Source organism: Peribacillus frigoritolerans, assembly GCF_030676415.1.
GTDB lineage: Bacteria > Bacillota > Bacilli > Bacillales > DSM-1321 > Peribacillus > Peribacillus frigoritolerans_A.
This window is the reverse complement of record NZ_JAUUTW010000039.1, coordinates 1-23,516: the sequence shown is the minus strand read 5'-3', so window position 1 is coordinate 23,516 and position 23,516 is coordinate 1. Positions and strand designations below refer to the sequence as shown.

Here is a 23,516-nt window from a genome sequence, read left to right as displayed (position 1 = left end):
GGAGGGGTAAGATGAATTGGCCTGAAAAAGTGACAATTAAGGAGGTCGGTCCGCGTGACGGGCTCCAAAATGAAAAGGTCATGGTACCTGCACAAAGTAAAATGGATTGGATCGATCAGCTCTCTGATACAGGATTATCTTATATAGAAGTGACTTCTTTCGTACATCCAAAGTGGATTCCCCAATTGAGTGATGCCGTCCTGGTGGCTAAGGGAATAAAGCGCAATCCCGGTATCACTTATGCGGCCCTTGTACCCAATCAAAGGGGACTTGAGTCGGCTCTTGAAGCCAATATCGATGAAATTTCCGTGTTCATGTCATCCAGTGAAACGCATAATCTTAAAAATATCAATAAATCGATTTCCGATACCTTTCCAATAATGAAGGATGTCATCGGGACAGCAGCAAACAGCGGGAAAACGGTTAGGGGCTATATTTCAACCGTTTTCGGCTGTCCTTATGAAGGGGAGGTTACGACCGAACAGGTTTTCCGTGTTTGTGATCAACTTTTTGAATATGGAATCAATGAAGTCTCATTGGGTGATACCATTGGCGTCGCATCTCCAAGACAAGTTGCCTTGTTCCTTGAACAGGCTGTAAAAAGATATGATATAAGCCGAATTGCCCTCCATTTTCATGATACAAGGGGAATGGCACTCGCAAATGTTCTTGAATCACTGAATTATGGTGTGGACACTTTCGACTCTTCGCTCGGAGGTTTAGGAGGATGCCCGTATGCACCAGGGGCGAGCGGAAATGTGGCTACGGATGACCTGATTCATATGCTACATAAAATGGGAATTCACACGGGAATCAATCCAGAAAAACTAATGAAGGCTGCAGCCATGATGCAAAGCTTTTTGGAAAAACCACTGCCTAGCCATCAAATGGCTGTTTATAACGCACAATAAGAGAAATTGAGGTGAATTTATGACTTCATTAGTTGAAATAAGTCATGGGGAAAAGGGAATTGCCCTCGTGACTTTGAATCGGCCGGATGCTGCTAATGCTTTATCCACGGAATTGCTTCATTGCTTAGTCGAAGGGTTGGATGAATTGAAAAGAGATTCCAATTTACGAACAGTCATTTTAACGGGAGCAGGTGAAAAGGCGTTTTGTGCAGGTGCGGATCTTAAGGAACGAGCAGGTATGAATGATGATAAAGTCAAGGAGACAGTCAAGTTGATTGGAGACACGATTACGGCTGTAGAAAACCTTCCAGTTCCAGTCATCGCCGCGATTAACGGATCGGCTTTTGGCGGAGGGCTGGAGTTGGCACTCGCCTGTGACATACGCATAGCATCGGAAACGGCAAAGGTGGGACTGACAGAAACGTCATTAGGCATCATTCCAGGCGCCGGCGGTACGCAGCGCCTGCCGCGGGTAGTTGGAATGCCGACAGCGAAAGAACTGATTTATACAGCAAGGAGATTGGATGCGAAAACAGCACATGCCTTGAAAATCATCAGTCATGTATATTCACCCCAACATTTACTTGAGGAAGCGAAAAAATTGGCTGGGGAGATTGCGGTCAATGCCCCATTAGCACTCAGGGCTGCTAAAGCGGCGATCAATCAAGGGGCTGAGACTGACTTGAAAACGGGATTGCAAATTGAAAAAGACTGCTATCAGACAACTTTAAAAACCCATGACCGACTGGAGGGTCTGTCTGCATTCAAGGAAAAGCGCAAACCGGTGTTTAAGGGCCAATGATTTCATTTGAAGGAGGAACAGGGATGGTAACGACGGATAAACTAACCGAAACGGTTGAAACGATAAAAAAAGGCGGCTTAGAAAAATATCATCAAAAAAACGCTGAAAAAGGAAAGCTTTTCGTACGTGAACGGCTAGAGCTGCTTTTCGATGAAGGGGTTGAAATAGAGGACGCATTCTTTGCCAATTGTGCCAGTGAGGGTCTGCCTGCTGATGGTGTGGTTACAGGTATCGGGAAAATCAATGGTCAGAGGGTCTGTGTCATGGCCAATGATTCGACTGTAAAAGCTGGTTCCTGGGGAGCAAGGACCGTCGAGAAAATCATTCGAATTCAGGAAACAGCGGATAAGTTACAGCTGCCCCTTCTTTATTTAGTCGATTCTGCCGGGGCACGAATTACGGATCAAGTAGAAATGTTTCCGGGACGCCGCGGAGCAGGACGCATCTTTTACAACCAAGTGAAGTTATCAGGAAAAGTCCCGCAAATTTGTCTATTGTTCGGTCCATCTGCCGCCGGCGGGGCATATATCCCAGCTTTTTGTGATATTGTCGTAATGGTTGATGGCAATGCATCCATGTATTTAGGTTCACCGAGAATGGCAGAAATGGTCATTGGCGAAAAGGTGAGCGAAGAGGAAATGGGCGGGGCGAAAATGCATTGTTCCGTTTCAGGATGCGGGGATGTGCTTGTCAAGTCGGAAGAAGAATCCATCGCGTTTGCGCGCAGGTACTTAAGCTATTTTCCAGGAAATTATCAAGAAAGGCCTAAAAGCGTAAAACCTGAGCTGCCTGCGGATTTCGAAAAAACTTTGGAAGAATTGATTCCTAAAAATCAGAATGCAGCCTTCAATATGTATGACCTGATCGATAGGGTTATAGACAGGCAATCGTTTTGCGAAATCAAGAAGCTATTTGCCCCTGAATTAATCACTGGGCTTGCAAGGCTAAATGGACAAACGATAGGGATCATAGCCAACCAGCCGCGTGTCAAGGGCGGCGTGCTGTTCCATGATTCAGCTGATAAGGCAGCCAAGTTCATCAATTTATGTGATGCTTTCCATATACCGCTGTTGTTCCTGGTGGATATTCCAGGATTCATGATTGGGACGAAGGTCGAACAGGCAGGGATCATTCGCCATGGTGCGAAAATGATTTCGGCCATGAGTGAAGCCACGGTTCCCAAGATTTCTGTCATTGTCCGTAAGGCTTATGGTGCTGGACTATACGCGATGGCAGGTCCCGCTTTTGAACCGGACTGCGTTCTTGCCTTACCGACGGCATTGATAGCGGTCATGGGGGCAGAAGCTGCGGTCAATGCCGTCTATGCCAATAAAATCAATGCGATGGAACCAAAAGAGCGCCCTGCATTCATCGAACAGAAGCGCAATGAGTATAATGAAGATATTGATATCTACCGCTTAGCCTCCGAGATGATTATTGATGGCATCATCCAGCCAAATGACCTGCGTGATGAATTGAGCGCCCGCTTTGAAGCATATAGCAGTAAGCAATTGACATTTACCAATCGTAAACATGGAGTCTATCCCGTTTAAAGAATTCAAAAAACAAGCCCGGTCATCATGACCGGGCTATTTATGATGAGATAAAATAAATGATTATTTAAATAATTAGAAAATTTTTCTGATTTAGAGTTGCTAAATCACACAAGGAAGAGTACTATAATTAGTAATTAATGATTTACTAATTACTTAATCCCATACTTAGTGAAAGAAAGTGAGAGTTGCCATGGCTCAGCAGGAAAAAAAGAAATATATTACACCAGATGGATACACAGCAGATATTGCAATCTTTACTATCACTACAAAGAAAACGGCAGAGAAAGCCCCTCCTGAAATGTTTTTGAAGCTATTATTAATCAAACGTGCCACAAAAGATAAGGAAGGAAGCCCCAATGTTGAAGGAGGTAAATGGGCTTTGCCCGGAGGCTTTGTCAATGCTGGCGAGACTGCCTATGAAGCAGCTAAACGAGAATTGAAAGAAGAAACGGGCGTAGCTGGATTCCATGTCAAGCATTTCGGGGTTTATGACCGGCCAGGACGCGATCCCAGGGGATGGATCATATCCAATGCTTTTTATGCAATCGTCCAGGAAGAGTTTCTTCATCAAAGAAAAGCGAATGACGATGCAGCCGAGGTTGAATTGTTCACGATTCAGGAAGCCTTACAATTAGATCTTGCATTTGATCATTATACAATAGTAAAAGATGCGATGAATTTAATGAAAAAAGAAATGGTGCAAACGACGATAGCCCAAAAATTCCTGCCGGATGAATTTACACTTTCCGAATTGCAACGGGTTTTGCTGACAGCCAGAGATGATGCAAAAATCAGCGCAGACTCACTTTTTTATGCAAAGGCCCCGAAACTCCCGTTTTTGGAGAAAGTCTTGGATGAAAAGGGAATGCAGAAGAAAACGAAACGTAATTCGTATCGGCCTTCACAGCTTTACCGGTTTAATGCAGAGGTTGTCATGGACTCTATTTACTATTAAGGGGGAATTGGTGATATGGGAAAAAAGGCATTGATCAATATAGATTATACGTATGACTTCGTGGCAGACGGGGGTTCATTGACCTGCGGGAAGCCAGGCCAGGATATTGAGAAGGAACTTGTCAGTATAACCAAGGATTTTATCAAACAAGGAGAATACACGGTATTCGCGATTGATTTACATGAAGAGGGAGACCGCTTACATCCCGAATCGAATTTGTTTCCACCGCATAATATTAGCGGTACAATGGGTAGAGACCTATACGGGGCGTTAAAAGAGGAATATGAAACAAATAAAAATCAAAAGAATGTTCATTATATAGATAAAACACGCTATTCGGCCTTTGCAGGAACGGACCTTGATATCCGCCTGCGGGAACGTCACATTACCGATGTATATTTAGTCGGGGTTTGTACAGATATCTGTATTTTGCATACGGCAATCGACGCTTATAATCTAGGCTATAAAATCTTTGTATATGAAAATGCAGTGGCCTCGTTCAATGATGCCGGTCACCATTGGGCGCTTGGACATTTTAAAGGATCTCTTGGAGCAACCATTCTATAAAATCCATTCAACGCAACAGAATAGAAGGGAAGCGAATGCTTCTCTTTTGGGAGGAACTATCCATGGAAAAAAAGTACAACGACGACAGTTACGCACTACACACTGACCTTTACCAGATCAATATGGCCCAAACTTATTGGCAGGACAAAACACATAACCGAAAGGCAGTTTTTGAGATATTTTTCAGAAAGCTACCATTTAACAGCGGATATGCGATTTTTGCGGGACTTGAAAAAATTGTCCATTACCTTCAAAACTTTTCCTTCTCGGAAAGTGATATCGACTATTTAAAAAATGATCTGCACTATGATGAAGAATTTTTGAATTATTTAAAGAACATCCGTTTCACGGGAGCGATCCGCTGCATGAAAGAGGGAGAGCTCGTCTTCGGCAATGAACCGATTTTACGCGTGGAGGCACCGCTTGGTGAGGCTCAACTCATAGAAACTGCGTTGCTTAACATTGTGAACTATCACACACTCGTGGCAACAAAAGCTTCGCGCATCAAGCAGGTCATCGGTGAAGAATCTGCCCTTGAATTCGGTTCAAGACGGGCGCAAGAAATGGATGCTGCAATTTGGGGTGCGAGAGCGGCCTATATTGCTGGCTTTGATTCCACTAGTAATGTACGTGCTGGAAAGCTGTTCGGCATTCCGGTTTCAGGGACGCATGCACATTCCATGATCCAAGCTTACAAAGATGAATATACGGCTTTTCATAAATACGCTGATTCCCATAAAGACTGTGTATTCTTGGTTGATACTTATGATACACTGCGTTCTGGCATCCCGAATGCAATCCGTGTTGCCAAGGAACTGGGCGATAAAATCAATTTCATTGGTGTCCGTCTTGACAGCGGTGATTTAGCATACTTATCAAAAGAAGCACGACGTATGCTTGATGCTGCAGGGTTCCATGATGCGAAGATTGTCGCTTCCAATGACTTGGATGAATATACGATCATCAATCTAAAACAACAAGGAGCAAGAATTGACATTTGGGGCATAGGAACCAAATTGATTACGGCTTATGACCAGCCAGCGCTCGGTGCTGTTTATAAAATGGTTTCAATAGAGGGCGAAGATGGGAATATGAGAGATACCATCAAAATTTCTTCTAACCCTGAAAAGGTTACGACACCTGGCTTAAAACGAGTATATCGAATCATCAATAAAGTGAACCATCATGCTGAAGGTGATTATTTGGCGATGGAATATGAGAAGCCGCAGGAACAGGAAAAATTAAAAATGTTTCATCCTGTCCATACCTTCCTAAGTAAATTCGTCACGGATTTCGATGCGGTTGATCTGCATGTGGATATTTTTAAGGATGGAAGTTTGATTTATGAATTGCCTACCATAGATGAAATCAAGGCATTCACGCAAAAAAATCTCCAAGTATTATGGCCGGAGTACCTTCGTGCACTTAATCCTGAAGAATACCCGGTAGATCTAAGCCAGGATTGTTGGGATAATAAAATGAGGAATATAGATGAAATTAAAGCCAATGTAGAGAGAATGCTAACGAAATGACCAATCTATTTTATTAGAAAGCGGGGCTATGCCAATGCGTCCATTACAAAAAGAAATCGTAAAAAAATTGCTTGTCCAACCAACGATCGATCCTAAAGTCGAATTCAGGAAAAGTGTTGATCTATTAAAAGGGTATATGAAGAAAAATACGTTTCTGAAAAGCTTTGTACTTGGAATATCTGGGGGTCAAGATTCAACGCTGGCAGGGTATATTGCCCAAACCGCTGTCAACGAATTGAATGAAGAAACGAATGGCAGCGACTATAAGTTTGTTGCTGTAAGCTTGCCATATGGAGTACAGGCTGATGAAGATGACAGGCAGCTGGCTTTAAAATTCATCAAGCCAAGCCAAACCGTCACGGTCAACATCAAGGAAGCGGTGGATGCATCAGTAAAAGCTGTGGAAGCAGCAGTTTCTGAAAAGCTATCGAATTTCTTAAGGGGAAATGTCAAAGCACGTGAGCGAATGAAGGTACAATATGATTTAGCCGGACTTTACAAAGGCGTCGTGCTTGGTACGGACCATGCAGCTGAAGCGATCACAGGTTTCTTCACGAAACATGGTGATGGTGCAGCGGATATCATTCCATTATACCGCTTAAATAAAAGGCAAGGAAAAGAAATCCTGAAATTCGTCGGTGCTCCTGAGCGTCTTTATACGAAAATACCAACGGCCGATTTAGAAGATGACAAACCGTTACTTCCTGATGAAGCGGCTTTAGGCGTAAGCTATGATGAAATCGATGATTACCTTGAAGGCAAGGAAATCAGAACGGAAGCTGCCGAAATCATCGAAGGATGGTATACTAAAACCGAACATAAACGCAATGAAGCCATTAACGTTTATGATACTTGGTGGAAATAAAAGAACGAGTGAAATCTGAAATAAGTTATCCCGCATCAAATAGATGCGGGTTTTTTTGCAAGACGTAACGTGCACCTTGGCCAACACATCAGTAATGAAAATTTTACCAGCAAAGGGGAAAACTAAATGTCGACTCTGCGTATGGATTTATCCAGGCTTATTGAAGAAACGAGCAAGGAAATTGAATTCTCGGGTGTAATCGGTGTGAAAGCTGGAGATGACCTGATCCATAGCTCAGCACATGGCTATTCCAATCGAGCGGATGAAATCATGAATACGACCGAAACAAGGTTTGGAATTGCTTCTGGGTGTAAACTGTTTACGGCGATAGCCATTTGCCAGTTAATACAAAAAGGGAAACTTAGGTTTAATTCTAAGCTTAAAGACTGTCTTTCGATCGCGTTTCCTGATTTCCATCAAAATGTAACCATACATCACCTCTTAACACACACTTCGGGCATTCCTGATTACTTTGATGAAGAAGTGATGGAGGATTTTGAAGAGCTATGGCAGAAAAATCCAATGTACCATATGAAAAGATTAAAAGATTTCCTGCCATTGTTTCAAGATGAGGTAATGAAGTTTGAACCTGGGGAAAGATTTCATTACAATAATGCAGGCTATATTTTATTAGGATTGATTGTTGAGGAATTAACCGGACTTGAATTTTCTGAATATATAAATAAAAGCATCTTTTTGCCTTGTGAAATGAAGAATTCCGGTTATTTTTCCATGGATCAGCTTCCTAAAAATACTGCATTAGGGTACATAGACGAAGAAAATGGAGCATGGAGAACAAATGTTTATTCCCTTCCGATCAAAGGCGGTGCGGATGGAGGGGCTTATATTACCACATCAGATATGTTCAGGCTTTGGGATGGGTTATTTTCCAATCAGTTACTGAATCAAGAATATACCAATCTTTTATTTGAACCCCATATTGCTGCAGGAGATAAAGGGGAATACTATGGGTATGGTATATGGATTCGTAAAAAAAATGACGCGATTTTCAAATATCATCTTATGGGCTATGACCCGGGTGTAAGTTTCAATTCAGCGGTTTATCCGGTAAAACGAATGAAAACCGTCATTACTTCTAATAAAAGCATGGGTCCATACGATATTACTTGCGCGATTGAGAAAGAATTATAAAAACAAATGGAACCTTTCTTCATGGGAAGGGTTTCATTTGTTTTTAGTTAATTTGAATCAATCATGCAAAACCTATATAGATTTAAGAAAGGGACGAGTTCGCATTCAATTGCTTGATTGTTTCCAGAACTTCTGGATCTTTCGAAGGAAGAAACATCACCTGTACCTTTATTCAAGAACGCGGCTATCACTTTTCCATTTATTTCCCTGTAAAGCTCTTTAAGGAGGTAGTTTTCTTTAGGTTTCAAGGCTTTTCCAAACAAAGAATTTGTATATTTAGATATCTTGAAGTAAAGTATATTTAATATATATTATTTTAACCGGTATTTTCCGATGGAGGTTCTTTTTACTTTATGAAGGCAAGATATGAACTCGCGAACATGAACTTAACAGTAAGCAATGTGACTTTACGTAATGCTGCGGATAGTTATGTCCTCTTGAAAGCTGCAGATGATCAAAATAATGAAATCACGATCAAGCTTTCCCATGGTCAAGCGGAATTTCTGGAAGCGGAATTAAAGGAAGTTAATCGCCGTCGCAGGGATAATAGTCCTGATATATCCGGAAATGACCAGGAACGTATTAATGACGACGATTCATTTAATCTGTTTAGCATTGATTTATTCAATGAAAGTGAACCGAAGTAATTGATAGTATAGGCTTATTTACCCCGAATCAAATTTGCTTCTCTGTAACCTTCCTTCCGATTTAAGATGATGCTACAGAGAGTTTTTATCATTCCCGCCAATACAAAATCCGAAATTCTAGTTATTGAAAGGCCATTAGGAATGTTTTAAGCAAGGTGACCTATCGTTACCTTTATTTTGATTGCTTGAAAAAGTTCTTCACCAAAATGAATATGGATGATAGTACAGCAAAAACCATGAAAAATACGATGAATCCCCAAAGGCCTACCGCCGCATCTTGAAACTCCATATTCCCCCTGCTGGTAAGGGCTTGCTGAATTTCAATGGCAAATACTAAAACAACCATGACTGTAAAGGTATAAAGGAAAGATAGTATCGTTATACCAAAACGCATCCGGGAAATTAAATTGGATAAAAATAATACGAACAAAAATATGATGATACCGATGATTCCCATTATCCAAAAATGCAAATCTTTGTCTGTTGCATTTGAATTTAATGTGTCGCTCACAAAGAATAGGATGAAATCGTGAAGATTATTGACGATTTCAGCTAATATCTGGATGATTTCTTTCATTTCTCACACCTCCAATCCTTAGATTATAGCAGGTTATAAATCTATATAGAAGAGGGGAGGTCCTCGGGGTTGCCAGACTGACCTTCGATGGTAGTAATGTGAAATCATAGTAAAAAGCATAAGTGAATGAATTGAGAAGTCAAGACATGCATCGTCAGTTAAACAAGGTTATAGTTAATAAATGGTGAATAGATCAACAAAATACATAGAAAAATAAAAAATAAGAGATTACATTAAAAGTAGGTGTACCTGATTTCCAATATGATAATGCCTTTAGCGATCTTAATCATGATTGTTTTGATCGTTTCTTTATTTATAAGGTTAGTAAAAAATAATTTGTGTGATCTTATCCTTACTTAATGCTTTCATGGTTGGAGGAAAAAGAATGAATGATGTACATAATCATGTGTTAACGGTAATTGATTTTATGAAAACCGGACATAAAACTTGCTTTGTGAAAGTAATCGGTTTTGATGCTGAATCAGGACAGGATTTTGAAGGCGAAGTTAAGTTTGTCGGTGATTTGCCTTTTGGAGATTTGATACATCCCGAACGGTCACAATTATCTTCCACTTGCAGGGAATTTGTTCGGGATGATTTGTTGCACAGATACAGTTTAGGGCAGTTTGAATGAAGTGGTTGCAATTTTATAGAGAATCCAATGAGATGACATTCTGTTCACTTGTTTAAAATTGGTAAAGTGGAGGGTATAAAGAATAGGGTATGTAGGAACTTTTTTATGCCAATCTTCTCTTTCAACTGACAAAATAGCATATTTATCCCTATTTAACTCTCGGACTTTAATCCTTATAATGTTAAATAAGAAAAATATGACAGTTAGTCTAGTATTATACTGTTTCTGAGGTGAGTTTCATGGTATATGCAGATATTTTGAGTAATTTACACTCTGCTATCTCCAGTAAAAAAGCTGATTTACATGTGAAAATTGAACGTTTAGAAAATGCCAAGAACGATATTATAAAAGAGCAGAGCATGTGCCTGAACGAGATCAGGAAAATAAAAGACCCTGAGCTAGGTGGCAGCTGGACAGGGAAGCGCTCGGATCAATTTCAGGAAGCCCGTCATGATGCCTATAATGTGATGTTTAGTATCATTCATGACGATTATGACGATTACCAATGGAAAATCGAGGCGATGATTACAAAGCTGAACGCCGAAAATACGCTTCTGAGCATAGCAGGGAATATAGCCCAAGAAGCCGACTCCCTTTTGAGTAAAGGAGAAGAGGCATTTGAGCAGCTGGAAAGTAAAATATCAGATTTAAAAAGGCGGTTGTTTTAATGACGACAATCAAACTGAATCATCCTGCCGTAACGAAGCAAGTCGATCAGGTGAAGACGGCACTTGGTACAGTCACGCTAGGAAATTTGCCGGCAGGCGAGCTTGGCAGCAATAAATTGGAATTCACCGCGAAATGGATCGACCGGGAAACGAACCTGGAGAAGGTCTTCGAGCAATATATCAAAATCGTCCAGAAAAATGTGGAAGATACCCGTGCCAACATTAACTTATTAAAAGAACAGGATGAAGCCATCACCCATACGTCTTCACATGGGTATCAGCCGCGATGAAAATATATGAAGCCGAGACATTGATGGCTGCAACCAAGTCGCGCGCCAAGCAATATGAAGAACTAAAGAAGGAAGTCGCAGCCCTGAAAAAGGAATTTCAGGGCATCGTCGGCCTGGATAACGAGTTTCAGGGAGCCGGTGCTGCCGCTATCAAAAGCTTTTATGAAGCGCAAATCGAGGTGGCGGACGCCTGGATGGAGCTATTCACGACCCAGATCAGTTTTTTGGAAGGCATTCCAGCCAGTCTGGAAGAAGCGGACCTATCCGGAAATACGGTGGTCGAGGTTCCCTTTTTAGATGGTGAAGTCTCGACAGGCATTAACCAAGCGAAGTCACTTGTCGAGGAACAAGCGAGCGATCTCCAAAGGATCCTGAACAGCATTGACGATATCCTGCCTCTTGATATGTTCGACCAAAAGGACTTTAATGAAAAAATCACGCTGGCCGGGCAGAGACTGGATGACACCGTGACAAAGGTCGAGAATGTCGACCGGCAATTGGTCGAGGAATATGATGTGTCCGTCGGGCAGGAAAACGTGGCCGTTGGCCTCTTCCGCGCCTTGCTTGATGCCACCAAACAGGACGGCAACATATCGCCGATGACATTCAATCAATTGGCATTCAAGAGCAGTGACGTCTATCAAGTGAAGGATGAAGTCGCCGGTCAGATGAAAGACTATCAAACCTTCAAAAAGCAGCAAGACGAAGCCCGGAAAATCGAACAAGAAATGGAAGATCTCGAAAACCGTCCATGGTACGAAAAAGCCTGGGATACGACAAAAACCTTTACAGGGGAATTCACGGGATATTATGATTCTATCAGGGCCTCGACCGGAGTCGATCCAGTAACGGGCCGCAAGCTGTCCGATGCCGAACGAATCGCCGCCGGCGCCATGGCCGCCGCTGGATTCATCCCCGTCGTCGGCTGGGCCGGCCGGGCCATCAAGGGCGGCAGCGCCATCTACAAAACGGCCAAAGGACTCAACGCAGCGGACCACGCGCTCGATGCCTATAAAACGACAAAAGGCTTTAGCCTCCTCCAGAAAACCGAATACGGGATATACGGACTCCTCGCAGCCAACGGCCTCGGCGAAGCGGCCACAGGCAAAGACATGTTCGGCAACCAACTGACCGAGGAACAGCGCCAGAACGGACTGTTGATGGCACTCGGCATCGGCGGTGTGGCAGGTGCTGCGAAGGTCGCAGATAAAGTAGCAAGTGGTTCAAAGTTCGTCCCTTATAGCAAGGAATTTGCGCAAAAGCAGGTTCAGAAGGTTCAAGCTGCAATAACAGACATAGCGAGATCAGGAAAAACCACGTTAAAAAATATAGGTGAAGAACTAGGTAAAAAGGAAATTCCTAAACGGATAAGTATGGAACAAGTATCCCTCGCAGGAGGACCAACCCTTCGCCAAGTTATGATGGAAAAGCAGACAATTAAGGAAGCCTATCAGAAATTTGCGGTGAAGGATAGCAAAGTAGAGGGTGTTTTAGGGGAGAATATTTCTAAGGGTGTAGATAATGTTAAACCAGGAGATAAGAGTTCTCTTGCACCTGGTGGTGGACTGGCTGTACATGAGTCAAGAGGTGGGCATTTGATTGAAAGACATGTTGGGAAAACTGATGAAGAATTATTAGAAAGGATAAGAAATAATCCAAGAATTACTGGTTCTTCTACTTTTATAGATAGGCCAACAGCTGAGAAAGTTGCTTATACAGTCTTAAACAATCCCAAAAATATTGAGAAAATACAAAAGTGGCTTTCAGACCCTAATAGTAGACCTACATTACCATTAAGATACAAGGGTGATGGAGAGATAATTGGTAGAAGTGTATCAAGAAACTCCAAAGTTGTAGAGAATGTTACAAATGCAAAAATTGTACTTAAAAAGGATTCAAACGGTAATTTTATTCTAACAGGATATCCAGAAAAATAATGAAGCGAGGAATTTAAATGGACGAAAGTTATGATTACTTAGAAGAGTTAGAAGATTTTTTAGGTGGAACATTCCACCAGGATATTAGTTCGCCTGAACAAGCATTAGCTGAGTTTATAAACGAAGCTAATAAAGAATGTTTGCTTTTTACAATAAAGTATTGTGACGAATTTCTAACTAGTAATAGAACAAAACAAGAAAAGGAAAACTATATTCAAACTAATGCTGAAATTTATTTTCCCGCAATTGGATTAACTCCTATACAGTGGCTTAATAATGTCGTAGAACAAATAAAAGAAGCTGTGAAATCAAAATAGTATTTTTTTTGAAAATCTTGGGTGGAAAATAAAAGGACCTTAACGTATGTTGTTAAGGTCCTTTTATTATAGTGATTGAAGGACTATAGCCTCCTCCAGAAAACCGAATACGGGATATACTCCTCGCAGCCAACGGCCTCGGCGAAGCGGCCACAGGCAAAGACATGTTCGGCAACCAACTGACCGAGGAACAGCGCCAGAACGGACTGTTGATGGCACTCGGAATCGGCGGTGTGGCAGGTGCTGCGAAGGTCGCAGATAAAGTAGCAAGTGGTTCAAAGTTCGTCCCTTACAGCAAAGAATTTGCGCAAAAGCAGGTTCAGAAGGTTCAAGCTACAATAACAGATATAGCGAGATCCGGAAAAACCACGTTAAAAAATATAGGTGAAGAACTAGGTAAAAAAGAAATCCCTAAACGGATAAGTATGGAACAAGTATCCCTCGCAGGAGGACCAACCCTTCGCCAAGTTATGATGGAAAAGCAGACAATTAAGGAAGCCTATCAGAAATTTACTGTTAAGGATAGCAAAGTAGAGGCTGCTTCAGGCGAGAGTGTTCCTAAGGGTACGGGTGAAGGTAGTAAGAGTATTGATGGTGTAATTAAAGACGGTAGTCATTTTTTAGATAAGTTTAAATTAAAGCCAAATGTTAAATATGAAACAAATGGATATCGATATCAAACAGACGATTTAGGAAGAATTGAGAAGGCTTCAGGAGAGTTAACGTTGGAAATGGGTATTCGTGATACCAAACATCAGTTAGCTGCTGGAGGAGATGAGAGAATTATAGCTCCTAGTACTAAAGGTGATCATGGAGGACATTTAATCGGTACTCAATTTAATGGTTCTCCTCTTATCGATAATATAGTTGCAATGAATGGCAATGTTAATGTAAGTGCTTATAAAAAACTTGAATATGCTTGGGCAAAAGCTTTAAGAGAAGATCAACAAGTTTCGGTAGATATAAAACCAATATATGAAGGGCAATCTTTACGACCAAGTAGATTCGAAATAAAGTATAAAATTGATGGTAAAAAATTTGTGGAAGTCTTGGAAAACATATATGGAGGTAAATAAATGAATAAAGAAAAAATGGAGCAACTATATCAAAAAATAGGGCGACAATTAAATTTTATTATTCCTGAATCTTGGGATAAAGTATTATTATACTCCGAAATAACAGAGTGGAGCAATCGAACCTATTTCTACTATTATCCTCATAATAAAAAGACACCTATTTATAGTTTAGATATTGAAGACATGGATAATGTTAATGAGGACGAAGTTAATAGGCAATTACACCAATTATATGAATATCTAAGAGAATTATGGGATGAATTTAAAAATCAAAAACAAGAACAGTGGACTAATTTAACATTTGAATTAACATCAAACGGAAAATTTGATTTTGACTATAATTATAGAAATTTGGAAAATGATGATAGTTATGAGCAACAAGTAATTTGGGAATATGAAAAATTAGACATAATGCCAAATGAGAATAGAAAACGGGATTTCAAGATAATTGAAGAGTATAAAAACACTAAGAATACTACTAAATAAACATATCTAAATTAATAAAATTCTAATAAAATTTAAACCTTGATTGGCTATATGCCTTTCAAGGTTTTTAATTTTATGGTTATGAAAAATATATGTTTTAACCAAGATCCAATGATGGAATCTGTATAAGGGTGCTCATAGAAAACTACATAGCCTTTTTTGAAAAGGTGATTCTCTTTGAAATACTTAATCCAAGAAGATACAACCATAATGAGGTGTTAAACAATATAAGTAGGACAAGTACGAACGATAGCATACAAAAGAATGATCAATTAGCCCCCGCAATCATCAAAACATAGAGTATAAAATTGACGATGGTCATTGGGAGTTAAGAACATTGAAAATAGAGCTGAGGGATAAAAAAATGAATGAATCAAAACTGAATGATTATTATCAGAAAATAGCTCAAACTGTAAATGAGATGATTCCAGAAGAATGGAGTAAATTTAAAGGTTCTGATGAAATTGATAACTTAGTACCTATGAATGCTACTTTAAATAGGAGTGAATCTAGAGAATACATGGAAGAAGGCTCTATTAGAGGGGAAAGAAGTAACTATTAAAGTATAACCAATATATGAGGCGCATTCAGCTAGACCGAGTGAGTTTAAATTCACTTTGCAATAGATGGTGAAAAATATCAGATAGATTAACTAATTATTTAGGAGGTTAGTGGGATGGAAACTAAAATAATGGAGCAGACATATCAACAAATTGCGAATACATTAGTAAATATAATTCCAGAGGATTGGAAACAAATCATTTTATACGCTGAGTATAGAGAAGATTATAAAAAAGTTTTTTTCTACTATTACCCTGAAACTGGAGGGGAACCAGTATATAGTCTAGATATAACTGATTTATTTAATGTTGATGAGGAAGAGTTTGAGGGGCTTGATAATGAATTGTATAATTGTTTTTCGAGATTACACGAAGAATTTAAGGAGCAAGAACAGGAACTATGGACTAACCTAACTTTCATTTTAGATAACACAGGAAAAATGAAAATGAATTATGGATATGAGGATATCTCGGAACTTAGCCCTGTAGAAAAACAAGATAAATGGGAAGCTGAATATCTAAACTAAAACATATATATAATGAAACCTTGAAATGCTTTTTTAACCCCTTGATTGGCTAAATACCTTTCAAGGTTTCTTTTTTTGGGGGCTACATAGTGCCGAATAAATAGTTTGGTACTAAGAGAGTATAGATAACACTTGGTTATAAATAATGTTTGACAAAATTTATCGTACAGAAGTTTGCGGTGAATGACGGTGGTAAAGCTAACCGAGGAACAGCGCCAGAACGGCCTGTTGATGGGACTCGGAATCGGCGGTGTGGCAGGTGCGGCCAAAGTCGCCGATAATGTAGCGAGTGGTACAAAGTTCGTCACTTACAGCAAGGAATTTGCGCAAAAGCAGGTTCGGAAGGTTCAAGCCTTAGGCAGGGAAATCGGTAAGGTGGAAGTACCTCTCCGGATTAGGGTCGAAGAATTAGCTACGGCGTATGGAAACAACTATAAACATGTCACATTTAAGTATTTTGAATAAAATTTATAACCAAAAAAGAACAGCTAGATTTAGATTTAATAGAGAGAATGAAAGAATTTGAAGAAAATTAAACAAGAAGGACACTTGATTGCCTGTTAGTCATCAAGTACTTTTTTGTTATTCTAAGAAGAAGTTCAAGTGTTAAACACATTAAAGAAGGAATTCTCATTTAAAGAATTCCTTCTTTGCATACTATTTGTTAAGAAATGATTTTTCGAAAAATTCCAGAAGGTGCTCTAAAGTGATTGGATCACTGTAGGTGGATGCTTTACTATTTATTTCAAATACACGATCGTTCTTAACTGCAGGTATATTTTTCCACGTATCGGTCTCCACAAATGAATTAACAACATCTGGGTTTTTACTAAAGATAATATAATCTCCAGTATACTCAGGAAGCACTTCCGATGAGAGGACATAAATGCCGGATTTAAGTGCCTTTTCTTTTACTTTTTCAGGCATTTTCAAATCCATTGCTTGATACAATATTTCTGTTCCGCGTGCATAATTATTTCCAAATACATAAAATTCTTTGGCATCATTTTCAATTACAGAAACGGTTGCATCTTCACCAATTTTTGCACGTATCGCTTTTCCTGCTGATTCTGCACGCGTTTCGAAATCATTAACCCATTCTTTTGCTTCCTTTTCTTTGTTTAAGAGTTTTCCGATTTCTATTTGCTGTGATAAATAATCTAATTTTCCCCAAGTGAATACTACAGTTGGAGCAATTTCATTTAGCTTTCCAATATTTTTCATCTCGGAACCCGCTATGATTAGATCCGGTTCCAGTTCAATGATTTTCTCGAGGTTATCTTCTGATACGACTTCCACTCCCTTTAGTCTTTCTTTAAAAAGTGGATTCATATTAGTCCATTGGTCTATCCCAACGACATTACCTTCTAAAGCCAATACATTAGGTCCATTAGAGAGAGCAATTATTCTTTTTGGGTTTTTAGGAATCTCAATAGGGCCAGTTTCTGATTGATATGTAACTGTTTCTTTTTTAGCCTTGGATGCATTATTTTCGTTCGCTGTCTCTTTGTTCCCGCAAGCACTAAGAATAAGTACGAACAAGAGTAGGAAGGGGATGAATAGCTTTTTCATTCTGATTTTCTCCTTATTAATTATAGAGTAGGTTAAAAACATATCAAAAAAGTTTCTAATTGGTAATGATATTCATTTTCAATGACTATATCAACATATTAATAGGAATGATAATCATTGTCAATAAATTTAGCCAGATTGCTAAACTCTGTGTACAACTGTCACCCTTACTTGTAGAAACATGTTTGAGCTGGTTGGGACGTTGATTTCTTATGACAAGCGAAGCTATGGCAATACATGCAGAAATAGGGGAACCCAATACCGCAAAATATCTTCCCTTGTATAAAAAATACAAAGTTTAGCGAGGTATTTCATCCCGTTGATATTCCTGTATTTTCACTTTCGCATAAAGCAACCCTTATTTTGAAAAATAAGGGTTGCTCGTACTGATTTGATAAAACATTGTTTCAAAACATATTTGCTGTGGACCCTGGTTTTTCGCTAAATCGATTTTTCGTACTTTTCGTTCTAGTTTTTTTATTGATTTATGTGTAAAATCAATTTTTTTATCTATTTACATAATTATATTATGATTTAACCGTTGGGAAGTCATATATATTTGAACTAAAATTTGGAAGTATATATAATTCTATAAATATAGTATAGAAAGGAAGAGTTATATGAGTTAAAAAAAGGGTTTTTAATAGCAAGTTTTTGTTTTTTATTACTAAACATTGCGACACCGGTTTCAGCACTTGAAACAAAATCAAAAAACGGTAATAACCAGTGAGGATGGATCAGTAGTTCTAACTCAATTAAAAAAGGATGTATGGGTACATACAACATATACAGAAATCCAAGGTAATAAGATTGGTGCGAATGGTCTGGTTCTTAATACTTCAAAAGGAATCGTCTTAGTTGATGCAGCTTGGGACGATATTCTGGCAAAGCAATTATTGAATATAATAAATAAGGAATTCAAAAAACCTGTCAAGCTGGCTATAATAACTCACCACAAATACGATAGAATCGGTGGTATACAGGCTTTATTGGATCAAAAAATAAAAACGGTAAGTACTCTGAAACTGCAAGATTGGCAGAAGAGTTCAACTATCCTATGCCTGATCCTTCACTGAATTCAATGGCATCCACTTTAAAAGTTGGGAATATGAAAATCGAAATATACTTCTGATAACATGACGATATGGCTTCCAAAGTATAACTTATTAATTGGTGATATGATTTTTGCACTGGAACAAAAGAATTCGGGGATCATTTATGAAGCTAACATGGAAGCTTGGCCAAATACAATGAAGAATTTAAAGATACGAAAATCGTTATTCCTGGTCATAAAATGGGGAGATATCAGTTTGCTTCCACATACATTGGAAATTGTCCAGAATCATGGAAAATGAATTAATTCGCATTCACTTCTAAATTTTCAGCAACTTGTCCACACCTTCAATCAGTCTATGCATATACAATAGTAAGGAGGGTGTTAGGATGGAGCTAAATTGTTGTTATGAAGAAAAATGTTTTGAGAACAATGATCCAAGTACAGTATGGTTTCCTGGAAAGCGTTGTAAATGTAAATGTAAATGCAAAAAAAACAAGCGACGTTTTTATTAATCACTAAAAGAATGAAGCAACTGTAAAAAAGTTGTTCGACAGAGGCGGTCCTAGTGGCTGCCTTTTTTATTTGGATGTGAAGTTGTAGATTGTGTGGGATATATTAGTGGAAAGTGCGCTGGAAATATATAAAGATGAAAAAACACTCAACCGTGATGGCTGAGTGTTTTTAAGCTAGTCTTTCTTAAGGATCTGCCTGCTTTGCTGAATGATTTCATTATTTTTATTAATCGCTTCGACATTGTTTAACTTAACATGGTCATTGATCAATTCATTGTCTTCCATATATTCAAGTAGCAATTCGATGGATTTATCAAACAATCTTTCCAGTGGGATATCCCTTTCTTCTGCCAAACGAGTAAGCCGCATGTTTAAATGAGAAGCGAGTGAAGAAACGAATGGATCTCTACCTTCGTTCATTTGTATTCCCCTTCCTTTTTAATAATTTAATTATAAGATGGAAAGCATTGGGAGGCAAATGGAACAAAGCGAATGAAAATAAATAAATAGAGAGCTGGTTATGGATTGGCGAAGTGTGCTGGGAGGTGGATGATTTTTGGATCGGACGCTGTCAATTTATTATTTATATTACGTAATTCTTAGAAATAATTTTGCGTAAAAAATAGAAGCAACCCATAAAAAGATAGCTCATCATTTGTTATAGTTTATTCCAATTACTAAACTGTTTATTGCAGCTTCAACTACATCTGCAGGTAAAAAAGATGAAACCATTAAGGTTCTCTATAGAGATTTAAAATTTATGATGTAAAGTAAGGGATATAGAATAATAAAGGTTTATTGAGCTAAAGTTAATCCCTGGAAATTGAACAGCAACTGTATTAGTTTATATAACGGATTGCACAGCCCCAATGTCTTATTTTAGTTTAACTAAAATAAGACATTGGTCATCTTTACGCTGGTCAGTGTCCTCTTCATTTCTAAGCGAATGTATAATTTCCTCTTTAAGTGCAGATAAAGGGACAGCCGAATAGTTCTTTAACAATGAGCATAAACGGTCTGAACCTAGAGGTTCTTCAACTCCATCTGTATAAAGGCACAGCTTACTGTCCTTATTGTATGTAAGGGTATTTGTTTTAAAAGTTATATCTTCAAACATCCCGAGTGGAGGCCGATTGGAACGCAAGTGATATTGTTTTCCGTTTATATCCTGTAAAAGAACGGAAGGATGGCCTGCATTGATATAATTAATTTCTCTCTTATCAGTATCGATTAAAAGGTAGACGGCTGTGCAGTAATGCGAAGATTCACTTGTGTTTTTGAATAAAGAATGAAGATGATCATCTAATTCCTTCATCACAGTTTTCACTTCAGAACCTTTCAAAATTAATCTCTGAAATATGGAATGAAGTGACATGGTTATTAGAGCTGAAGAAAGCCCGTGCCCCATCACATCAAGTATGATAAGGCCATACCTTTGGGCGTCAATTTGGTAAAATCCATATAAATCACCTGATAATTGATTGGAGCCTTTATAATACGCTTGAATTTCAAGGTGTTCATTAATGATAGGAACAGTTAATAGTGTCTCTTGGATTTTTTTGGCAAGATCCAATTCTCTTTCTATATCTACTTTGTATTTTTCGTTTTTTTCGTTCAATTCAATAAGTTTATCCTTTTGCATTTTCATCGTTTCATGAGCATTCTCTAAATCAGAATAAGCCTTATTCCTAGCATTTAGAGCTGTCACTGCCTCTTTTTTCGCTCTAAGAAGCTCATTTTCCAATTCGTTTCTTTTTCGCATTGGAATCACCACACACTCAATAATAGTTCTTCCATCCCGCTCTCTTCGAACAGCGTTGAGTAACACAGGTATTTCTTCATCATCTACAGACTTTAAGGATATATATATTTCCTCAATGCGATTTTCTAACTTAATCAGAGGAACCAGGTAAAGCTGATGAAAGAGTACAGCAGAAGCCGAAAGGATAAAATTAATATGCTGTCCTTTCAATTGATCGAGATTATATCCCAATATTTTATGTAAGGTTTGGTTAACGGATAAAATAGTATCTTCTTCTGATAAAGTCAAATATCCGCAGGGTGCCTCATTTAATTGTTCATTCACAAAAATTCACACCCATCCCTTTCTTTAAATCGTTTGTTGGAAATTCATCCAAATACTGACGGATTAGGTATATCGTCTCTTCAGGATGACTAATATGTGGACAGTGTCCTGTTGCTTTCATCAATTTCAATGTACTATGAGGAAGATGCTTATGAATATAATCACCTACTGCTGACGGAGCAATAACATCTTCTGAACATTGTAAAATGAGTGATGGTACTTCTACTTTTGGTAAGTCTTTACGGTTGTCTGCAAAGAAGGTAACCTCCGCAAATTGTCGAGCGATAATAGGATCAGTAGAACAAAAACGATTCTCTAGGTCCCGTTTAAGCTCTGGTCGATCTGGATTATTCATTACCGTTCCAGCAAAGGCGGTTGCCCAGCCTATATAATTTTTGTCCATCATATCAATCAATCCTAAAAGTTGTTCTTTCTCGAATCCTCCGTAATAATCATTAGGGAGATTCAGGTAGCAAGGGGAAGGACCAACCAGAACAAGTTTAGAAAAATATTCAGGATGTTTAATTGATGCCAGCATGCCAATCACACATCCAACAGAGTGTCCAACAAATATAGCATCTTTTAGGTCTAATGCGGAACAAACATCAAGTACGTCTTGTGCATACCCTTCAAGAGTACTGTATCTTTCCACGTTATATGCCTGTATATCTGAATTACCTGACCCAACATAGTCAAATAGGATAATTTGGTATTCATCTTCGAAGTCTTTTGCAACTGATTGCCAGACATTTTGATCACAACCAAAACCTGGGGCAAATATCATTGGGCGTGTACCACTTCCTTTAAACTTTACATTATTACGTAATAAAATATTGGGATTCATAATTAGCTCCCTTCATTAGAAGATATACTCACTATATGTTAACACTAACCTTATTCGAATTAAAGAATTACACTTTAGTAGTAAATCGGTGGAACTTATCTTTAACTTCACCATGATTTACTTGAACTGAAAATTGTCTTAGCATCTATTTACCTTTAAATTTCTGTCACCCTAATATACGAAATAAAACTGGATTGGTTGTATTCTTAATCGGGAATAAAGTAGCCTTCATTATAATCCAGGATCTTCTCAGATTTGCTGGTCGGTGAGTATGAGGAACCACATTATCTCCTCAAACCATCATATAAGATCTATTAATAAGCATGAATAAACATCAATCTACTGATTTACAAAGGCAGTAAGATAAATTTACTCGCTTTAAAATGACTTGGAATGGGGGGGAGATTGATATATCGTGGAGTTTCAAGACTTTTGGAAACTCTTGTCTTACGTATACACGAACCTCTTATACCCGGAAAAGGTTGACAACGTTCCTATATCATTAGCCTTTGCAAAGCCTAATGATAAAAGGGTTATGTAAAGGGGATCCATAAGGGATTTTTTAATTAGATCGAAATATATGGCCATGATGTGATTCATTCCACTGTTCTAGAGTGTAAATTCTTTTTAGAAAACATTTTGTAGAGAACAGAGATAAGTGGGGTTTAGAGAAGTATTGACTGATTATGTGAAGTTCTTTAATTCAATTTATCTATTTTATTATCATGTTAGAAACGTAACAAAAAATATATAAACCCTAATTTATGTCTATATTTGAATAGATAAAATAAGGGTTTTTATAATGGGTAATTTAAACTTCTCCCTTTTTCTGATTCAAATCCTTCAATATTGTTTTACCCTATCCTTAAGAAATTTTCTGATGACTAATTGGTGCTATTAAAATGTTGCTAGCTTCAGGTTTTTTGCGCAATTTAAATAATAAATGGATATCGGACGCCTTCTTTGTTTTTCCTGTATAATAATACTATATTTTACATTTGGGAGGAGGAATTATTAATGGATCAAGCCAGCAGTTTAATAGGGCTTTTTGCAATCATACCGATTTTGTTTTATCTAGGACTTATTGTTTTAAGTGTTTATTTCATAATTAAGATCATTAAATTCATCAATGCAAAGACAAGATTAGATCAAGAAAGAAATGAAAAGCTGGATGAATTGATAAGAGTAATTGGTAAAGATAAAAAAGATCAAAATATGCCTTTATAATAGACCAAAAGCACAGCCCCATTTAGGGTTGTGCTCAGACTGTAGACAAACTCGATGAAAATCGAGTTTGTCTATTTTTATGGCTTGTACAATTTGGACGTTGATTTCCACTCCAGGCACTCGCTTTCCGCGGGCGGTCGGGGAGCCTCCTCGGCTTTC

Annotated in this window: 26 protein-coding genes; 21 read left to right on the top strand and 5 right to left on the bottom strand. The window is 38.5% G+C overall.

All coding sequences use genetic code 11. The features are described from left to right. Positions 1-11 precede the first annotated feature (11 nt). The 9 genes from Q8G36_RS24720 to Q8G36_RS24680 all read left to right on the top strand — a co-directional run bounded on the left by Q8G36_RS24720 (position 12) and on the right by Q8G36_RS24680 (position 8,987). Positions 12-911: a hydroxymethylglutaryl-CoA lyase gene (locus tag Q8G36_RS24720; RefSeq protein ID WP_305162417.1), complete on the top strand. Its 900-nt coding sequence runs from the start codon at positions 12-14 to the stop codon at positions 909-911. A 19-nt stretch (positions 912-930) separates the two neighbouring features. Next, the gene (locus tag Q8G36_RS24715) at positions 931-1,713 is read left to right on the top strand and encodes an enoyl-CoA hydratase (protein ID WP_305162418.1); all 783 of its coding nucleotides are present in this window, start codon (positions 931-933) and stop codon (positions 1,711-1,713) included. Between the two features lie 23 nt (positions 1,714-1,736). Continuing rightward, the gene (locus tag Q8G36_RS24710) at positions 1,737-3,266 is read left to right on the top strand and encodes an acyl-CoA carboxylase subunit beta (protein ID WP_305162419.1); all 1,530 of its coding nucleotides are present in this window, start codon (positions 1,737-1,739) and stop codon (positions 3,264-3,266) included. 193 nt (positions 3,267-3,459) lie between these two features. Then, a complete protein-coding gene (locus Q8G36_RS24705) occupies positions 3,460-4,224 on the top strand; it encodes an NUDIX domain-containing protein (RefSeq protein ID WP_305162420.1) in 765 nt (254 codons plus the stop codon). Between the two features lie 15 nt (positions 4,225-4,239). Further along, entirely contained in the window at positions 4,240-4,791 is a 552-nt protein-coding gene (locus Q8G36_RS24700; RefSeq protein ID WP_305162421.1) for a cysteine hydrolase family protein, read from the top strand. 62 nt (positions 4,792-4,853) lie between these two features. Continuing rightward, entirely contained in the window at positions 4,854-6,323 is a 1,470-nt protein-coding gene (locus tag Q8G36_RS24695; protein WP_305162422.1) for a nicotinate phosphoribosyltransferase, read from the top strand. Between the two features lie 34 nt (positions 6,324-6,357). Continuing rightward, complete coding sequence (nadE, locus tag Q8G36_RS24690; RefSeq protein ID WP_305162423.1) at positions 6,358-7,188, top strand: ammonia-dependent NAD(+) synthetase; 831 nt, start codon at positions 6,358-6,360, stop codon at positions 7,186-7,188. Positions 7,189-7,314: 126 nt separating this feature from the next. Next, positions 7,315-8,340 (top strand): serine hydrolase domain-containing protein, encoded by a 1,026-nt coding sequence (locus Q8G36_RS24685; protein WP_305162424.1) that lies wholly within the window; start codon positions 7,315-7,317, stop codon positions 8,338-8,340. A gap of 353 nt (positions 8,341-8,693) precedes the next feature. Next, on the top strand, positions 8,694-8,987 hold the full coding sequence (locus Q8G36_RS24680; protein WP_305162425.1) for a hypothetical protein: 294 nt from the start codon (positions 8,694-8,696) through the stop codon (positions 8,985-8,987). A 172-nt stretch (positions 8,988-9,159) separates the two neighbouring features. Here Q8G36_RS24680 and Q8G36_RS24675 read toward each other — a convergent pair whose 3' ends face one another. Further along, the gene (locus Q8G36_RS24675; RefSeq protein ID WP_305162426.1) at positions 9,160-9,564 is read right to left on the bottom strand and encodes a hypothetical protein; all 405 of its coding nucleotides are present in this window, start codon (positions 9,562-9,564) and stop codon (positions 9,160-9,162) included. Between the two features lie 385 nt (positions 9,565-9,949). On the opposite strand from Q8G36_RS24675, the gene Q8G36_RS24670 reads away from it, so the two are divergent. The 10 genes from Q8G36_RS24670 (at position 9,950) to Q8G36_RS24625 (ending at position 16,524) form a co-directional block, all read left to right on the top strand. Then, positions 9,950-10,198, top strand: a complete 249-nt coding sequence (locus tag Q8G36_RS24670; protein ID WP_305162427.1) for a hypothetical protein — start codon at positions 9,950-9,952, stop codon at positions 10,196-10,198. Positions 10,199-10,437: 239 nt separating this feature from the next. Further along, entirely contained in the window at positions 10,438-10,866 is a 429-nt protein-coding gene (locus Q8G36_RS24665; protein ID WP_305162428.1) for a YwqH-like family protein, read from the top strand. Further along, entirely contained in the window at positions 10,866-11,156 is a 291-nt protein-coding gene (locus Q8G36_RS24660) for a YwqI/YxiC family protein (protein ID WP_305162429.1), read from the top strand. Before Q8G36_RS24665 ends, Q8G36_RS24660 begins: the two co-directional genes overlap by 1 nt. Further along, positions 11,153-13,093, top strand: a complete 1,941-nt coding sequence (locus Q8G36_RS24655) for a ribonuclease YeeF family protein (RefSeq protein WP_305162430.1) — start codon at positions 11,153-11,155, stop codon at positions 13,091-13,093. The genes Q8G36_RS24660 and Q8G36_RS24655 overlap by 4 nt, the downstream gene beginning before the upstream one ends. A gap of 17 nt (positions 13,094-13,110) precedes the next feature. Continuing rightward, positions 13,111-13,410: a contact-dependent growth inhibition system immunity protein gene (locus Q8G36_RS24650; protein ID WP_144527849.1), complete on the top strand. Its 300-nt coding sequence runs from the start codon at positions 13,111-13,113 to the stop codon at positions 13,408-13,410. Between the two features lie 212 nt (positions 13,411-13,622). Continuing rightward, positions 13,623-14,486: a DNA/RNA non-specific endonuclease gene (locus Q8G36_RS24645; RefSeq protein WP_305162431.1), complete on the top strand. Its 864-nt coding sequence runs from the start codon at positions 13,623-13,625 to the stop codon at positions 14,484-14,486. Further along, positions 14,487-14,972, top strand: coding sequence for an immunity protein YezG family protein (locus Q8G36_RS24640; RefSeq protein WP_305162432.1), 486 nt, complete (start codon positions 14,487-14,489; stop codon positions 14,970-14,972). A 337-nt stretch (positions 14,973-15,309) separates the two neighbouring features. Further along, positions 15,310-15,534, top strand: a complete 225-nt coding sequence (locus Q8G36_RS24635; RefSeq protein ID WP_305162433.1) for an immunity protein YezG family protein — start codon at positions 15,310-15,312, stop codon at positions 15,532-15,534. A 114-nt stretch (positions 15,535-15,648) separates the two neighbouring features. After that, a complete protein-coding gene (locus Q8G36_RS24630; protein ID WP_305162434.1) occupies positions 15,649-16,059 on the top strand; it encodes an immunity protein YezG family protein in 411 nt (136 codons plus the stop codon). 183 nt (positions 16,060-16,242) lie between these two features. Then, complete coding sequence (locus Q8G36_RS24625) at positions 16,243-16,524, top strand: hypothetical protein (RefSeq protein WP_305162435.1); 282 nt, start codon at positions 16,243-16,245, stop codon at positions 16,522-16,524. A 192-nt stretch (positions 16,525-16,716) separates the two neighbouring features. Here Q8G36_RS24625 and Q8G36_RS24620 read toward each other — a convergent pair whose 3' ends face one another. Continuing rightward, the gene (locus Q8G36_RS24620; RefSeq protein ID WP_305162436.1) at positions 16,717-17,631 is read right to left on the bottom strand and encodes an iron-hydroxamate ABC transporter substrate-binding protein; all 915 of its coding nucleotides are present in this window, start codon (positions 17,629-17,631) and stop codon (positions 16,717-16,719) included. 695 nt (positions 17,632-18,326) lie between these two features. Here Q8G36_RS24620 and Q8G36_RS24615 point away from each other — a divergent pair. After that, on the top strand, positions 18,327-18,707 hold the full coding sequence (locus Q8G36_RS24615; protein ID WP_305162437.1) for an MBL fold metallo-hydrolase: 381 nt from the start codon (positions 18,327-18,329) through the stop codon (positions 18,705-18,707). Positions 18,708-19,374: 667 nt separating this feature from the next. Here Q8G36_RS24615 and Q8G36_RS24610 read toward each other — a convergent pair. From Q8G36_RS24610 to Q8G36_RS24600, 3 genes are all read right to left on the bottom strand, one after another. Then, the gene (locus Q8G36_RS24610; protein ID WP_305162438.1) at positions 19,375-19,620 is read right to left on the bottom strand and encodes a hypothetical protein; all 246 of its coding nucleotides are present in this window, start codon (positions 19,618-19,620) and stop codon (positions 19,375-19,377) included. A 454-nt stretch (positions 19,621-20,074) separates the two neighbouring features. Beyond that, positions 20,075-21,286, bottom strand: coding sequence for a PP2C family protein-serine/threonine phosphatase (locus tag Q8G36_RS24605; protein WP_305162439.1), 1,212 nt, complete (start codon positions 21,284-21,286; stop codon positions 20,075-20,077). After that, on the bottom strand, positions 21,279-22,130 hold the full coding sequence (locus tag Q8G36_RS24600) for an alpha/beta fold hydrolase (RefSeq protein ID WP_305162440.1): 852 nt from the start codon (positions 22,128-22,130) through the stop codon (positions 21,279-21,281). Before Q8G36_RS24600 ends, Q8G36_RS24605 begins: the two co-directional genes overlap by 8 nt. 1,017 nt (positions 22,131-23,147) lie before the next feature. Here Q8G36_RS24600 and Q8G36_RS24595 point away from each other — a divergent pair. Continuing rightward, positions 23,148-23,357 (top strand): hypothetical protein, encoded by a 210-nt coding sequence (locus Q8G36_RS24595; RefSeq protein ID WP_305162441.1) that lies wholly within the window; start codon positions 23,148-23,150, stop codon positions 23,355-23,357. Positions 23,358-23,516 lie beyond the last annotated feature (159 nt).